Source organism: Leifsonia sp. CL147 (assembly GCF_900114565.1).
Classification (GTDB): Bacteria; Actinomycetota; Actinomycetes; order Actinomycetales; family Microbacteriaceae; genus Leifsonia.
This window is the reverse complement of the sequence record NZ_FOTM01000004.1, coordinates 26,547-41,994: the sequence shown is the minus strand read 5'-3', so window position 1 is coordinate 41,994 and position 15,448 is coordinate 26,547. Positions and strand designations below refer to the sequence as shown.

At 66.7% G+C, this 15,448-nt stretch carries 16 protein-coding genes and 1 pseudogene; 8 read left to right on the top strand and 9 right to left on the bottom strand.

What is annotated here, in order from left to right:
* Nucleotides 1-6: 6 nt before the first annotated feature.
* The 8 genes from BM287_RS05055 to BM287_RS05020 form a co-directional block, all read right to left on the bottom strand.
* A complete protein-coding gene (locus tag BM287_RS05055; RefSeq protein WP_090036597.1) occupies nt 7-1,311 on the bottom strand; it encodes a thymidine phosphorylase in 1,305 nt (434 codons plus the stop codon).
* Nucleotides 1,312-1,324: 13 nt separating this feature from the next.
* Complete coding sequence (locus tag BM287_RS05050) at nt 1,325-1,762, bottom strand: cytidine deaminase (RefSeq protein WP_090036595.1); 438 nt, start codon at nt 1,760-1,762, stop codon at nt 1,325-1,327.
* Nucleotides 1,759-3,051 (bottom strand): ABC transporter permease, encoded by a 1,293-nt coding sequence (locus BM287_RS05045; RefSeq protein ID WP_090036593.1) that lies wholly within the window; start codon nt 3,049-3,051, stop codon nt 1,759-1,761. The genes BM287_RS05050 and BM287_RS05045 overlap by 4 nt, the downstream gene beginning before the upstream one ends.
* On the bottom strand, nt 3,048-4,358 hold the full coding sequence (locus BM287_RS05040; protein WP_090036591.1) for an ABC transporter permease: 1,311 nt from the start codon (nt 4,356-4,358) through the stop codon (nt 3,048-3,050). Before BM287_RS05040 ends, BM287_RS05045 begins: the two co-directional genes overlap by 4 nt.
* Nucleotides 4,355-5,875, bottom strand: coding sequence for an ABC transporter ATP-binding protein (locus tag BM287_RS05035; RefSeq protein WP_090036589.1), 1,521 nt, complete (start codon nt 5,873-5,875; stop codon nt 4,355-4,357). The genes BM287_RS05040 and BM287_RS05035 overlap by 4 nt, the downstream gene beginning before the upstream one ends.
* A gap of 208 nt (nt 5,876-6,083) precedes the next feature.
* A complete protein-coding gene (locus tag BM287_RS05030; protein WP_090036587.1) occupies nt 6,084-7,166 on the bottom strand; it encodes a BMP family lipoprotein in 1,083 nt (360 codons plus the stop codon).
* A 180-nt stretch (nt 7,167-7,346) separates the two neighbouring features.
* On the bottom strand, nt 7,347-8,480 hold the full coding sequence (locus BM287_RS05025; RefSeq protein ID WP_090036585.1) for a magnesium and cobalt transport protein CorA: 1,134 nt from the start codon (nt 8,478-8,480) through the stop codon (nt 7,347-7,349).
* Between the two features lie 52 nt (nt 8,481-8,532).
* Nucleotides 8,533-9,702 (bottom strand): glycosyltransferase family 4 protein, encoded by a 1,170-nt coding sequence (locus BM287_RS05020; RefSeq protein ID WP_090036583.1) that lies wholly within the window; start codon nt 9,700-9,702, stop codon nt 8,533-8,535.
* Nucleotides 9,703-9,776: 74 nt separating this feature from the next.
* Here BM287_RS05020 and BM287_RS05015 point away from each other — a divergent pair, with 74 nt between their 5' ends.
* The 7 genes and pseudogenes from BM287_RS05015 to BM287_RS04990 all read left to right on the top strand — a co-directional run.
* Entirely contained in the window at nt 9,777-10,916 is a 1,140-nt protein-coding gene (locus BM287_RS05015) for a mannose-1-phosphate guanylyltransferase (RefSeq protein WP_090036889.1), read from the top strand.
* Nucleotides 10,917-11,050: 134 nt separating this feature from the next.
* The gene (locus BM287_RS05010; RefSeq protein ID WP_139230620.1) at nt 11,051-11,362 is read left to right on the top strand and encodes a hypothetical protein; all 312 of its coding nucleotides are present in this window, start codon (nt 11,051-11,053) and stop codon (nt 11,360-11,362) included.
* Nucleotides 11,362-12,483 (top strand): hypothetical protein, encoded by a 1,122-nt coding sequence (locus tag BM287_RS05005; protein ID WP_090036580.1) that lies wholly within the window; start codon nt 11,362-11,364, stop codon nt 12,481-12,483. The genes BM287_RS05010 and BM287_RS05005 overlap by 1 nt, the downstream gene beginning before the upstream one ends.
* Nucleotides 12,480-12,902 (top strand): hypothetical protein, encoded by a 423-nt coding sequence (locus tag BM287_RS05000; RefSeq protein WP_090036578.1) that lies wholly within the window; start codon nt 12,480-12,482, stop codon nt 12,900-12,902. Before BM287_RS05005 ends, BM287_RS05000 begins: the two co-directional genes overlap by 4 nt.
* Before the next feature lie 453 nt (nt 12,903-13,355).
* On the top strand, nt 13,356-13,778 hold the full coding sequence (locus BM287_RS17480) for a hypothetical protein (RefSeq protein WP_139230619.1): 423 nt from the start codon (nt 13,356-13,358) through the stop codon (nt 13,776-13,778).
* A 104-nt stretch (nt 13,779-13,882) separates the two neighbouring features.
* Complete coding sequence (locus BM287_RS04995; protein WP_090036576.1) at nt 13,883-14,311, top strand: hypothetical protein; 429 nt, start codon at nt 13,883-13,885, stop codon at nt 14,309-14,311.
* A gap of 120 nt (nt 14,312-14,431) precedes the next feature.
* Nucleotides 14,432-14,647: pseudogene (locus BM287_RS04990) on the top strand (mannose-1-phosphate guanylyltransferase); the annotation flags it as partial.
* Nucleotides 14,648-14,655: 8 nt separating this feature from the next.
* Here BM287_RS04990 and BM287_RS04985 read toward each other — a convergent pair.
* Nucleotides 14,656-14,871 carry a hypothetical protein gene (locus tag BM287_RS04985; protein WP_090036574.1) on the bottom strand — a complete coding sequence of 72 codons (216 nt, stop codon included), beginning with the start codon at nt 14,869-14,871 and terminating at the stop codon, nt 14,656-14,658.
* 160 nt (nt 14,872-15,031) lie between these two features.
* On the opposite strand from BM287_RS04985, the gene sdhC reads away from it, so the two are divergent.
* Nucleotides 15,032-15,448 carry a succinate dehydrogenase, cytochrome b556 subunit gene (gene sdhC, locus BM287_RS04980; protein ID WP_090036572.1) on the top strand — a complete coding sequence of 139 codons (417 nt, stop codon included), beginning with the start codon at nt 15,032-15,034 and terminating at the stop codon, nt 15,446-15,448.

Here is a 15,448-nt window from a genome sequence, read left to right as displayed (position 1 = left end):
CCCACCCTAGGCGATGCGATCGGCGATCAGCGGGCCGCGCTCGAAGGGCGTCCCGGCCGGCGCGATGCGGTAGGCGCCTTCGAGCGCTTCGAGGGCGCGCTCGAAGCGGGCCGGCTCGTCCGCCGACAGCGTGAACAGCGGCTCTCCCGCGCGCACCGTGTCGCCGGGCTTCGCGTGCAGGTCGATCCCGGCCGCGTGCTGCACCGGATCCTGCTTGCGCGCCCGCCCCGCCCCGAGCCGCCAGGCGGCGATGCCGAACGGCAGGGCCTGCTGCTCCACGAGGATGCCGTCCTCCTGGGCGACCACGGTGTGCGTCTCCTTCGCCACCGGCAGGGCCGCCTCCGGGTCTCCGCCTTGCGCACGGATGACCTCGCGCCACTTGTCCATCGCGCGGCCGTCCTTCAGCGCGGCCTCCACGTCCTCGTCCGGCCGTCCGGCGAGTGCCAGCATCTCGCGCGCCAGGGCCACGGTCAGTTCGACGATGTCGGCCGGGCCGCCGCCGGCGAGCACCTCCACCGACTCCCGCACCTCGTTGGCGTTGCCGATCGCACGCCCGAGCGGCACGTTCATGTCGGTGAGCAGCGCCGAGGTCGCGACACCCGCATCCCGGCCCAGTTCCACCATCGTCCGGGCGAGCTCCCGCGACCGCTCGATGTCCTTGAGGAACGCACCGGAGCCGAACTTCACGTCCAGCACGAGAGCGCCCGTGCCTTCGGCGATCTTCTTCGACATGATGGAGGACGCGATCAGCGGGATGGCCTCGACCGTGCCGGTGATGTCGCGCAGGGCGTAGAGCTTGCCGTCCGCGGGCGCGAGACCGGATCCGGCGGCGCAGATCACGCCGCCCTCGTTCTGCAGCTGCGCGAACATCTCCTCGTTGCTGAGGTTTGCCCGCCAGCCCGGGATGCTCTCCAGCTTGTCGAGCGTCCCGCCGGTGTGACCGAGCCCGCGGCCGGACAGCTGCGGGACCGCGACGCCGAACGTCGCGACGAGCGGCATCAGCGGCAGGGTGATCTTGTCGCCCACTCCGCCCGTGGAGTGCTTGTCGGCGGTCGGCTTCCCGAGCCCCGAGAAGTCCATCCGTTCGCCGGACGCGATCATGGCCAGCGTCATGTCCTTGATCTCGCGGCGGGTCATCCCGTTGAGGAAGATCGCCATCGTCATCGCGGACATCTGCTCGTCCCCCACGTAGCCGCGGGTGTAGGCGTCGATGAGCCAGTCGATCTGGGCGGTGCTCAGTTCGCCGCGGTCGCGCTTGGTCCTGATCAGGTCGACGGCGTCGAACGCCTCGACTTCTGCACGGTCGGTCACGGAGGTTTCCTGTTCAGTCGTTCTCGTGCTCGGCCGCGTACGCGGCGAGCTGGCGCGGCCCGAAGGCGTCGGGCAGCACCTCGTCGATGGTGCGGATGCCCGAGACGGTCTCCAGCAGCATCCCTTCGGCGGAGTGCTCGTAGAGGAGCTGCCGGCAGCGGCCGCACGGCATGAGCGTCGCACCGTCGCCGTCCACGCAGGTGAATGCGACGAGGTGGCCGCCGCCGGTCATCGCGAGCGACGACACGAGCCCGCACTCCGCGCACAGCGTGATCCCGTAGCTCGCGTTCTCGACGTTGCAGCCGCTGACGATGCGGCCGTCGTCCACCAGGGCCGCGGCCCCGACGGGGAACTTCGAGTAGGGGACGTAGGCGTGCGCCATCGCTTCGTTCGCCGCGGCGCGCAGCGCATCCCAGTCGATGGTGCCGGGCGAGAGGGGGACGCTGCTCATGACTTGATGTACGGCTTCCCGTCGGCCGCGGGGGCACGGGAGAGACCGACCAGGCCGGCGACGGCGAGGATGGTCACGACGTACGGGAGCATCAGCATGAACTCGCTCGGGACGGGCGAGCCGATGGTGCTGAGCACGTTCTGCAGGTTCGTCGCGAAGCCGAACAGGAGCGCGGCGAGGGTGGCACGGATGGGGTCCCACCGCCCGAAGATGACGGCCGCGAGGGCGATGAACCCTTGGCCTGCGGTCATCTCCTTGGAGAACGCGCCCACCGAACCCAGCGTGTAGTAGGCCCCGCCGAGACCGGCGATCGCGCCGGCGAGGGAGACGTTCCAGAAGCGGGTGCTGTTGACGTTGATGCCGACCGTGTCGGCCGCCTCGGGGTGCTCGCCGACCGACCGCAGCCGCAGGCCCCAGCGGGTCTTGAACAGCCCGAACCAGACCAGGAAGACCGCGATGTACATCAGGTACTCGATGATCGACTGGTCGAACAGGACCTTGCCGATGACCGGGATGTCGCTGAGCAGCGGGATCGGCCACTGCGGCAGGCGCGGAGGGTGGTTGAGCAGCTGCGGGTCGCCGGCCAGGACCTTGGAATAGAGGAAGCTCGTGAGGCCGATCACCAGCACATTGAGCACGACTCCGACGATGACCTGGTCGACCAGGTACTTGATGCCGAAGGCGCCGAGGAGGAAGGAGACCAGCACGCCGGCGATCATCGCGGCGACGAGCCCGACGACCCAGCTCCCGGTGAGAGTCGCCGTCATCGCCGAGACGAACGCGCCGGCGAGCAGCTGGCCCTCGATCGCGACGTTGACGACGCCTCCGCGCTCCGACACGACGCCCCCGAGGGCACCGAACACGAGCGGGACGGCGAGGCTGATCGTGCCGAGCAGCAGGCCCGTGACCGGGACCGGGTAGGGACTGCCGGAGTCGGCCCACGCCAGGAAGGCGAACATGAAGAGCAGCGAGAAGACGATGACCACCCAGATCGGCGTCCTCCTGGCCTGGTACGACAGGTACGCGCTCCACGCCGTCGCCGCGAGCAGGAGGACGATGATCACGGTCGTCGCGACGAACGTGTCGACGGTGAGGTTCGGCACCTTGACGGCGTCGGAACTCTCGGAGAAGCGGAAGGTGCTCTGCCCGTGACGCGCGAATCCGAAGAACAGGATCAGGCTGATCAGCACGAACACCCCGAAGGCGATCGGTGCCTTCCAGGAGCGGATCTGCGCCTTCTCGAGGACGATCGGCGAGGAGTCGGGGATGACGGGGGCGGTGGTGGTCACTTGGCCTCCACCTCCTTCGTGACGATGGGACGCGGTCTCCGGGGCGACGTGCCCGGAGCAGGAAGACGGAAGATCGCGCGCACGAGCGGCGGGGCGGCGACGAACAGGACGATCAGCGACTGCAGGATGAGCACGATGTCGATGGGGATGTCATTCGCCGCCTGGATGGTGTAGCCGCCGGCCTTGAGCGCACCGAAGAGCAGACCGGCGATGAACACACCGCCGGGCCGCGAGCGGCCGAGCAGCGCGACGGTGATCGCGTCGAAGCCGATCCCCGCATCCACCCCCGAGCTGATGCCCTGGGGGAAGACGCCGAGCGCTTGACTCGCCCCGGCGATCCCGACCAGCCCACCGGCGATGAGCATCGCGTAGACGTAGACGTTCTTGACGTTGATGCCTGCGACACGGGCGGCGTTCGGGTTCTCGCCCACCGCGCGGAACCGGAAACCGAGGCCCGACCGGTTGATCAGCCACCAGACGACCACGGTCGCGGCGATGACGAGCACGAAGGCCCACGTGACGTTGTACTGATCGCCGAACAGCGGAGGGAACACCGCATTAGCGTGCACGGGAGGAGCCTTCGGGTTGCTCGACCCCGGCGCCTGCAGCAGGCCCTGGGTCCGCAGCATGTACGAGATCAGATAGAAGGCGATGTAGTTCAGCATGATCGTGACGATCACCTCGTGCGCGCCCGTCCGCGCCTTCAGAAGGCCCACGATGCCGGCCCAGATGGCACCGCCGACGATGCCGGCGAGGACCGCGAGGACCAGGTGGACGACCGGTGGGAGCGAGAACGAGAACCCGACCCAGGCCGACGCCGCGGCCGCGATCAGGAGCTGCCCCTGGCCGCCGATGTTGAACAGTCCCACGCGGAACGCCAGCGCGACGCCCAGACCGCTGACGATCAGCGGCGTGGCGAAGGTGAGCGTCTCGGTCAACGGCCGGATGCCCGCGGCGAAGGAGGGCCGGCGGAAGTTGTAGATCGCACCCTGGAACATCGAGACGTACGCGTTCGACACCGACGACCAGATCGCGGAGAAGGTGTCGCCGGGCCGCGCGAAGAAGTAGGACGACGCGTGCTGCACCGCCGGATCCGTCGCGGCGATCAGGATCGCTCCGACGACCAGTGCCAGCACGACCGCGAGGATCGAGATGACCACCGACCCGCTCATGATCTCGCGGACGGTCTCATTCCAGCGCGAGGGCTCCTGGTCGCGCCTGCCGGCGGGCTCCGCCGTGCGGGGCTGCGCGGGCGGGGCCGGCTGCGCCGGCGCCACGGGTCCGCCGGAGGTCGGGGTCCCGGTCATGCTGCTGCTCCTGCCTGCTCGGGCGACTCGCCGGCCATCATCAGGCCGAGGACGTCGCGGGGGGTGTCACCCGGAACGATTCCCACGATCCCCCCGCGGTACATCACGGCGATACGGTCGGCCAGCGCCGCCACCTCGTCGAGCTCCGTGGACACGACGACGACCGGCACGCCGGCATCCCTCGTCGCCACGATGCGCTTGTGGACGAACTCGATCGATCCGACGTCGAGACCGCGCGTCGGCTGCGCCGCGACGAGCAGGCGCAGCTCGCGGCTCAGCTCGCGCGCAAGGACCACCTTCTGCGCGTTTCCGCCGGAGAGCCGGCCGACCTTGGTGTCGATGGACTGCGTCCGCACGTCGAACTCGCGCACTTTCTCTTCGGCGAAGTCCTTCAGGTACGGGAACTGGATGTTCCCGCCCTTCACGAACGGATCACCGGTCGAACGGTCGAGCATCAGGTTCTCCTGGATGGTGAACTCGCCCACCAGGCCGTCCTCGTTGCGGTCCTCCGGCACGAACCCGACGCCTTCGTCGAGCACCTTGCGGACGCTGTGGCCCTGGATGGACTTCCCGTCGAGCAGGATCTGACCCTGCACACGCGGCTGGAGGCCGATGATCGCCTCCGTCAACTCGGTCTGGCCGTTGCCCTGCACGCCCGCGATGGCGAGGATCTCGCCAGCGCGCACCTCGAAGCTGACGTTGTTGACGACGAGCTGTCCGACGGGATCGATGACCGAGAGGTCCTTCACCACGAGAGCCGGCTCGCCGGCGGTCGCCGGGAGCTTCTCGACGGTCAGCGACACCGCACGGCCCACCATCATCGAGGCGAGCTCCGCGTTGGTCGCGGTCGGCTCCGCCTCGCCGATGACCTTGCCCAGCCGGATCACGGTGATGCGGTCGGCGACCTCGCGCACCTCGCGCAGCTTGTGGGTGATGAAGATGATGGCCGTGCCCTGCTCCTTGAGCTGTCGCATGATCGCCATCAGCTCGTCGGTCTCCTGCGGGGTGAGCACCGCGGTCGGCTCGTCGAAGACCAGCACCTTCGCATCCTGCGACAGGGCCTTGATGATCTCCACGCGCTGCTGCACGCCGACAGGCAGGTCTTCGACCAGAGCGTCGGGGTCGACGTGGAACCCGAACCGCGCGGAGATCTCGCGCACCTTCGCGCGGGCCGCGTTCAGGTCCAGGCGTCCGCCGAACTTCGTCTGCTCGTGGCCGAGCATGACGTTCTCGGCGACCGTGAACACGGGGATCAGCATGAAGTGCTGGTGCACCATCCCGATGCCGGACTTCATCGCGTCGCCGGGGCCGGAGAAGTGCTGGACGACGTCGTCGAGCAGGATCTCGCCCTCATCGGCCTGGTAGAAGCCGTAGAGCACGTTCATCAGGGTGGACTTGCCTGCGCCGTTCTCGCCGAGCAGGCAGTGGATCTCGCCGGGTTCGACCGTCAGGTCGATGTGGTCGTTCGCGACCAGGGCACCGAACCGTTTGGTGATGCCGCGGAGTTCGAGCTTCATTCGGGTGGGTTTCCTTCTCTACTCGCTCGGGTGAGGAGCGAAGACACGCCAGGAGCGGAGACACGCGGAACGGTCGGTGGCTTCATCGCGGATCCACCCTACCTTTCTGCGCATATGTCAGTGTGTGCGCAGATGAGCACCGCCGACAAGGGCCAACGCGACGGGGAGGCCAGCCGCGGCTGACCTCCCCGTCCCTGTTCTCGCGTGACTACTGCTTGGGCGACGACGGCGAGGTGACCTTGATCGAGCCGTCGATGATGCCGGCCTTGATCTTGTCGAGCTCACCCTGCAGCCCCGGGTCCACCTTCGAAGCGAAGTCGTGGAAGGGGGCGACGCCGACGCCGTCGTTCTTCAGCGTGCCGACGTACGGAGCGCTGTCGAACGTGCCCTTCGCCGCCTGGGTCACCACGTCGTTCGTGGCGGGCTTCATGCCCTTCATGACGGAGGTGAGGAGCAGGCTCTTCACGGTCGGGTCGGACTGGTACACGTCCGCATCCACGCCGATCATCGCGATCGGCTTGCCCGAGTCCTTGATCGCCTGGGCGGCGGACTGGTAGATAGGCCCACCGACCGGCATGATCACATCGGCGTTCTGGTCGATGATGCCCTGCGCCGTGTTCTTCGCCGTCTCATTGGCGTCGAACCCGCCGGTGAAGAGGCCGTTCTGCTTGGCGACGTCCCAGCCGACGACCTTGACGGACTTGCCCTTCTGGTCGTTGAAGTACTTCACACCGTCGGCGAAGCCGTCCATGAAGATGGTGACCGTCGGGATCTGCATGCCGCCGAAGGTGCCGACGATGCCGGTCTTGGAATAGCTGGCGGCCGCGTAGCCCGCGAGGAAGGCGGCCTGGGCGGTGTCGAAGATGATCGGCTTGACGTTCTTCGCCTGGATCTCGTTGTCGTCGATGATCGCGAAGTCGATGTCCGGGTTCGCCTTCGCGGCCTTCTCGGTCGCGTCCTTGAGGAGGAAGCCGACCGTCACGATGAGGTTGCAGTTGGCGTCGACCATGCTCTGGATGTTCGGAGCGAAGTCGTTCTCGCTCTTCGACTCGGCCGACTTGTACTTCACGTTGAGCGACTTCGCCGCCTGCTGCAGGCCCTCATAGCCGAGCTGGTTGAACGAGTGGTCGTCGAACCCACCGGAGTCCGAGACCATGCAGGGCTGGAAATTGCTCTTCGCGGCGCTGGCGGACGAGTTGTCCGACGGAGCGGCCGAGCAGGCGGCGAGCAGCGACAGGACGCCGACCGCCGCCAGACCGGCGAGGCCGGCCTTACGTGCTGTGATTGTCAAGATTGTTCCTCCAAGATGCGTAGCCGCGCGCGGGTACTCGCAGGCTTCTGCGGTTCACGTTACCGAATGTGACGAACGGCGCCGTCCGAAAATCCGGGTTCTTCATGCAAGCGTTACAAATGCTCACCCGTTTGGCACGTGCTCATTCGAGCAGGCGGAACCCGGTCGGAGCGCGCGGATTCAGAGCCAGCCGCGGCGCTTGAAGATCCCGTAGAGCACTCCGCTGAAGACGACCATCGCGAGGACGGCGAGCGGATAGCCGAGAGGCCACTGCAATTCGGGCATGTTCCTGAAGTTCATGCCGTAGATCCCGGCGATCAGGGTCGGCGTGAACAGGATGGCCGCCCAGGACGAGATCTTCTTGACTTCCTCCCCCTGCCGATGGCTGGAATGCGCCAGCCGGGTCATCTCCTCGTTCTGGCGTTCCGAGACGAGCGTCGAGTTCACGGTGAGGATGTCGCGCAGCAGATAGCGGAACGCGTCCACCCGCTCGTTGACCTGCGTGAGGTGGTCCGCGACGTCGCGCAGCCGTCGCTCCAGCTCCTGGGTCACCCCGTACTTCGCCGAGCCGCGTTCGAGCGCGATCATCACGGCCGACAGCGGATGCGTGGCGCGCTGGAAGTCGATGACCTCGCGCGAGAGCTCGTAGATGCGCCGGGAGACCAGGGCGTCGCCGCCGAACACCTGCGTCTCGATCTCGTCGATGTCGTTGGCGAGACCGGCGACGACCGGGCCGTACGCATCCACCACCGCGTCGATGATCGCGTAGAGGATGGCCTGGGGACCTAGGGCGAGCAGCTCCGGCTCCCCCTCCATGCGCTGACGGACGTGGGAGAGGTCCGGCGACTCGCTGTGGCGGACGGTGATCACGAAATTGGGACCGACGAAGACGTGCAGCTCGCCGAAGTCGACCTCCTCGGGCGCATCCAGATAGTTCGCCGCCTTGAGCACGACGAAGAGGACGGTGTCGTAGCGCTCGAGCTTGGGGCGCTGGTGCGCGACGATCGCGTCCTCGATCGCCAGCGGGTGGAGGTTGAACTCCTCCGAGAGCGACATCAGTTCGTGCTCACTGGGGCGGTACAGTCCGATCCAGGCGACACCGCCGCGGGTGCGGTCGAGCGCAGCGTAGGTCTCGGCGAGCGTGGCCGGCGAGGCGACCCGGATGCCGTCGGCATAGATGGCGCTGTCGACCATGCTGGCGCGCCGGCTCGAGGCCTCCTCGACCGGTGCCGGTGCGACGGGCGACGGAGGCTCGACCCGTCGGGCTCGCGAGACGAAAGGCATGGGAATGCCACGTCGATTCGTGTTGGCCATCGGTCACCTCCAGGGTCCGTGAGCAAAAGGAAGGACGGCCCCTCGGGGCCACCTAACTGTACGCTCGCGAGCCCGCCCCAGGCTGCACACCGGCCGCCTCGACGTCCGCGACGGCATCCAGGATGACGCGCTCGTAGTGGCACGTCAGCTCCGCGCAGACCACCTCCCAGCTGCGGCCGAGCACCGCCCGGCGCCCTGCCTCCCCCATCCGGCGGCGCAGCGAGCCGTCCTGCACCAGCAGCGACACCGCTGCGCGCAGTGCCCGGTCATCGGACGACCGGAAGAGCAGGCCGTCGACGCCGTGCTCGACGAGGTCGATCGGCCCGCCGGCGCGCGGCGCGACCACCGGGAGGCCCGACGCGTGCGCCTCCTGGACGGTCTGGCCGAAGGTCTCCTCCGACCCGGTGTGCGTGAAGAGGTCGAAAGCCGCGTAGGCGGTCGCGAGGTCATCGCCCCCCAGACGTCCCAGCCAGTGCACCGGCATGCCGTCCAGCTCCCGGGCCACGCCGTCCCGAGCAGGCCCGTCGCCGACGATCGCGATCGACAGCCCGGCGATCCCGCGCAGCGCACGCAGCCGCTCCACCTGCTTCTCGGGCGCGATGCGGCCGACGTACCCCACCACGGTCTCGCCGTCCGGCGACAGCCGCTCGCGCAGGGCGGCGGCAGCGGCCGTTCTCCTCTTATTGGGGTGGTAGCGCTCGAGATCGACACCGCGACCCCAGCGGGCGAGGCGCGAGACCCCCGCCGTGCGCAGGTCGTACTCGCTGGCCGCCGAAGGAGCGAGCGTGAGGTCGGCGCCCTCGTGCACCCAGCGCACGTACTTCCAGGCGATGGCGGAGGTCATCCCCAGGCCATTGCGGCGGGCGAAGCCGGCCACATCCGTCTGGTAGATCGCCACGGAGGGGACGCCCAGCCGGTTCGCCGCGGCGATGGCCTGCGCGCCGAGGAGGAACGGGGAGGCCGCATGCAGCACATCAGGACCGAACCCGGACAGGATGCGCTGCACCTGCGGGCTCGGCAGCCCCACCGGGAACTGCCGGTAGGCGATCGACGGCACCTGGTGGATGCGGAACCCCGCGTACTCGGCCGGCGCGCCCGCATCCGGGCAGATCACGATCGCCTGGTGCCCCTGCGCCGCCAGGTGGTCCAGCACCCGCAGCACACTCGTCGTGACCCCGTTCACCGTGGGGAGGAAACTCTCGCTGACCACTGCCACCCGCATGACCTCACGCTAGGTTCCGCCGGTGTCGCCACCATGAACGGCGGGTGTCCGGCGCCGCTCGGTATCCTTTCGGCATGACTCAGCAGCGCAGGATCACCCAGGGCCCGCCGATCGAGCGCTTCTACAGCGTGATCCCGGCGGGCGGCATCGGTTCCCGCCTGTGGCCGCTGTCGCGGGCGGACGCCCCGAAGTTCCTGCACGACCTCACCGGGTCCGGCCAGACGCTGCTGCGCGACACGTGGGACAGGCTGGTACCGCTCTCGGGCGAGCAGCGCATCATGGTCGTCACGGGACGCGCGCACCGCGCCGCCGTCGAGACGCAGCTTCCCGCGCTGATCGACCCCAACATCGTGCTGGAGTCGGAGCCCCGCGACTCCACCGCCGCGATCGGCCTGGCGGCCGCCATCCTCGAGCGCCGGGAACCGGGCGTGATCATCGGCTCGTTCGCGGCGGACCACGTGATCGACAACCTCCCCCTCTTCCAGTCGGCGGTGCGCGAGGCCGTGGCATCCGCAGAGGCAGGGTTCATCACCACGATCGGGATCCGGCCGACCGAGCCCGCGGTCGGCTTCGGCTACATCCACTACGGCGATCGGCTGGAGGTGGCCGGCGCGCCGAGCGCCCTGGCGGTCGACTCCTTCAAGGAGAAGCCGGACCTCGCGACCGCGGAGCGCTACCTGGAGAACGGCTCGTACCTGTGGAACGCGAGCATGTTCATCTCGCGCGCCGACCTGCTGCTGGACGAGATCGGCCGGAACAAGCCCCAGCTCCTGGAGGGCCTGCTCGAGCTCGCCGCCGCCTGGGACGACCCGGCGACTCGGGGACCCGCCGTCGACCGGATCTGGCCGGCCCTCGAGAAGATCGCCATCGACTACACGGTCGCCGAGCCCGCGGCTGCAGCCGGCCGGCTGGCCGTCATCCCCGGGTACTTCGACTGGGACGACGTCGGCGACTTCGCCTCCCTCGCCAAGCTGAACTCCGGCGGCCGGAAGTCGGACCTCGCCATCCTCGGCGAGAACGCCCGGGTGCTCTCGGACGCCTCCAGCGGGATCGTGGTCAGTCAGAGCAACCGCGTGATCAGCCTGATCGGGGTCAAGGACATCGTCGTGGTCGACACCCCCGACGCGCTCCTGGTGACCACCAGCGAGAACGCGCAGCGGGTCAAAGCGGTGGTGGATGCGCTGAAGCTGACCGGCTCCACCGACGTGCTTTAACCCGCTGACCCCGTGGCGGTCGCGTCAGCTTGGGGCGTTGGCCGCTATCGGTGAGGGAGGCTCGGCCCTCTGTTACATTGCAGCAGTTATGGAGGACATGAGTCGTTCTCTTGCTGAGACGGGGAGGTTGCCGTTTGACCAAGGTGGGTATTGCGCCGGAGGCTGTGCTGAAGGGTGCCGCGGTCTTGTTGGGGGTGCGGGCGTCGTTGCCGTCTGGTTCGTTGCCGCGGTTGGCTGGCAGTGCGGACCACGCGGTCGATGCCGCCGTGGTCGGCCTCGAAGACTGGTGGACCACCATGGCCACCGGCACGTCGGACGATGTCGCCGCCGCGCACCAGTTGGTGACCTCGGGGGCGAATGCCCACGTCGAGCGGGATCATCAGGCTGCCGTGGATATCGCGAAAAGCGCCGACCCGTTCGCCGCCTTCCGGGCGGGGAGCGCGTGATGGAGGACTTCACGAAGGAAGACCCGGGTCGCGGCGAGCCGGGAGCGTTGGATGAACTGACCGGGCAGCTGCGACAAGACCAGGACAAGCTGGAGCATGCTCACGGCGGCGTACGGAAGTCCGCGGACACCATCCGGGAACACTGGCACGGCAAGACCGGGCAGGCAGCAGCGGTCACCCACGATGTACTGCTGACCAGCATCGTCAACAAGCACCAGGCGATCGACCGTGTCGTCGCCGCCTGCCAGGGGTACCGGGACACGCACGAGGACGTCAAAGACCGGGCACGCGTCTGGGTTCTCCAGCTCGAACAGGCCCGACAGACCATCGGCACAGCGACCTCGTTGGTCAAAGGTCCCCAGAACGCGCCCGGCATGGCCGAACTGATCGAGAGCGCTACCAGAAGCAAGACCGCCGCCCTCCTCGAAGAGAAGGAGGCACTCGAACGGCTCGCGGCCCTGTACGAGGAACGCGTCGAAGCCCGGGCAACGTTTCAGTCAGCGATCACAGACATCACCGACGAGACACACGGCGCCGGGATCACCGCACGCGCCATCGCCGATCGACCGCGAAGCTCGAAACCAAAGCCGAACAACACCTCCCCCTGGGAGCTCGGTCAGCAATGGCTGACCGGATCAGGCCCGCGCCACCAGGAGTTCACGGACAACGATCCCTTCACCAAGCTCCTGCGTGAGCACAGCCACGTCATGGATGTTAGAGACAACCTGAGGGCCCTTCTTGATCGAGGAAGACTCCCTGTCGGGCCCGCGACTGCCGACTATTCGTATCATCTGGGAGGAGGAGACGGGGCCGCAAAGTATGTGGCGGACTATTCAACTCTCGCGACGGGCGGAGCAACGGGGAACCTCGCCGTCACATTCCTCGGGTCGTACAAACTTCAGCCGAATGTGATCTCGCTCAACGCCGACGGAAGCGCCACTGTCAGATTTGTGGTGACCAACACATCGGACATTCAGTCCGCAACCCATCCTCCCGTGATCGGTTACACCGATTGGTGGCGTCAGATTATTGGGGATCCTCTGGACTCGGTCTTCTCCCATCTCGGACCCATGTCTCCGACGACGCAGACGATCACGTGGACCGAAACGATCCGGCCATGAAGATGAGGCGCACGCGTACCTCTATTGCCGTCCTAACTCTGCTGCTCGTGGGAGTTCTCCTCACCGGTTGCAGCGTTCCGACGGTGCATCGAACAGATGTCATCGGGCTGTGGAAGCACCCCTCAGACCCATCCCAGACCGTCGACATTCGTAGCGACGGCACCTTTCTGATCCGCAACATCTCCCTCGGAGCTCTTCAAGGTGAGGAGCCCCTTCCTTCCGCCCCCTACCGGCAGAGCGGCACCTGGCTGCTCAAACGCCATTCCGGAAGCGGTGGATACTACCTATTTCTCATCGGACCGAATGCCGACCAGTCACTCGGATACACCTTCGAAACCGTTGGATCAGGCGCGACGGCCACAATCTACCTGCCGCTCGGTGGTCGCTACGAGGGACGACGGTTCGAGTTCAAGCGGTGAGCGGGTCGCACCTCGGCCGAGAGCTTCCGACTGCTCGGACCGCTCGCTGGACTCACACGATCGGTCCTCGCAGATGAATCCGATTCCGAAGGGGAAGCGCGGCGGTCGCGTCAGCTTGGGGGCGTTGGCCGCTATCGGTGAGGGAGGCTTGGCCCTCTGTTACATTGCAGCAGTTATGGAGGACATGAGTCGTTCTCTTGCTGAGACGGGGAGGCGGCCGTTTGACCAAGGTGGGTATTGCGCCGGAGGCTGTGCTTCAGGGAGCGCCACTGTCACATTTGTGGTGACCAACACATCGGACATTCAGTCCGCAACCCATCCGCCCGTGATTGGTTATACCGATTGGTGGAGTCAGATTATTGGGGATCCCCTCGACTCGGTCTTCTCCCACCTCGGACCCATGTCCCCGACGACGCAGACCATCACCTGGACCGAAACGATCTGGCCACGGAAATGAGGCGTACACGCAAGTATTCTGCCGCCGTAACCCTGCTGTTGGTGGGGCTCTTGCTGACCGGTTGCAGCGTTGCGACGGTCAAGCGTGCGGATGTAATGGGGTTGTGGAAGCATCCCTCAGACCCCACCCAGACCGTCGATATCCGCAGCGACGGCACCTTTCTGATTCGTAACGTGTCACTCGGTGCGCTCAACGGCGAAGGCCCCCTTCCTTCAGCCCCCTATCGGCAGAGCGGCACGTGGTCACTCGAGCGCTCCCGCGAGAGTCCGCGCCGATACTATGTGCTCCTCTTGGGAGTGAATAACAAGCATCAGGGTTTTATATACACGTTCCCTGTTATTGGATCAGGGTCGAACGCCACAATTTTCCTGCCGCTCGGCGGTCGCTATGAGGGACAACAGTTCGAGTTCAAGCGGTGAGAGACACCCCAATAACGACTCAGTTTGTCTCGGACTCGGAGTTCTCGCCCTGGGGCCGATGTCCCCGACGACGCAGACCATCACTGGACCGAAACGATCCGGCCATGAAGATGAGGCGCACGCGTACCTCTATTGCCGTCCTAGCCCTGCTGCTCGTGGGGGTTCTCCTCACCGGTTGCAGCGTTCCGACTGTTCATCGAACAGATGTCATCGGGCTGTGGAAGCACCCCTCAGACCCATCCCAGACCGTCGACATTCGTAGCGACGGCACCTTTGCAATTCGCAACGTTTCTGTCGGTGCACTCCACGGCGACCTCCCCAGCCCCTCAATCCCGTACGAGCAGAACGGAACCTGGCTGCTGGACCGCTCCACCGAGAGCCCGCGCCGGCACTACCTCTCCCTATCAGGCGTGAACGGCGACGATCACACTTTCCTCTATACATTCGCCATCGATGGCTCCGGGGCGACGGCCACAATCTATCTGCAGCTCGGTGGTCGCTACGAGGGACAACGGTTCGAGTTCAAGCGGTGAGCGGGTCGCACCTCAGCCGAGAGCTTCCGACTGCTCGGGCCACTCGCTGGATTCACACGATCGGTCTGCGGAGATGAATCCGATTCTGAAGGGAAAGCGCGACAGTAAGTCGGGGTATACCTCGCCATCCTCGGCGAGAACGCCCGGGTGCTCTCGGACGCCTCCAGCGGGATCGTGGTCAGTCAGAGCAACCGCGTGATCAGCCTGATCGGGGTCAAGGACATCGTCGTGGTCGACACCCCCGACGCGCTCCTGGTGACCACCAGCGAGAACGCGCAGCGGGTCAAAGCGGTGGTGGATGCGCTGAAGCTGACCGGCTCCACCGACGTTCTGTAGCGCCCGCCTCAGAAGGGGTCGTTCTCGATCTCGGCGACCAGCCGGGAGATCTCGTCGGGCGGAAGCTCGATGCCCGCCTCCTCCAGGCGCTGGGTGAGCAGCGGCTCGGTGTCCGCGGAGTCGCCGAACTTCAGATCCGCGCGCACCTGTTCGACGATCCCCGCGACCTTGGCCTCCTCGGCGGCGTCGCCGCTGCCGTCCATGATCGGTCCGTCCTGGGTCATGATGCGAACGGTACGCCGGGCGGCAGGCGGCGTCGAGACCGAGTTATCTCGATATCGAGATAACCAAGGTGACCCTAAGAGGCGTCAGCAGCGGTCCCGTCATAGACTTGCGCTGCGCTCACGCGCTCCATGAGCGAAACGCAACCAGGGAGGGTTGTCCGTGTCAGACCAAGCGACAGGGACGCTGCAGCCGGCGAAAACCCGGCCCGGCGGCACTCTGTACCGTGGCCGCGAGGGGATGTGGTCGTGGGTTCTCCACCGCATCACCGGCGTCGCCATCTTCTTCTTCCTTCTGGTCCACGTCCTGGACACCTCGCTCCTCCGGGTCAGCCCTGAGGCGTACAACGCGGTCATCGGGACGTACAAGAACCCGATCATGGGCTTCGGCGAGATGGCTCTCGTGGCGGCGATCATCTTCCACGCCTTCAACGGGCTGCGGATCATCGCGATCGACTTCTGGAGCAAGGGCGTCAAGTACCAGAAGGCCATGTTCTGGATCGTCATCGCGCTCTGGGTGATCCTGATGGCCGGCTTCGTGCCGACCCAGCTCATCCACATCTTCTCGGAGGTGAAGTGA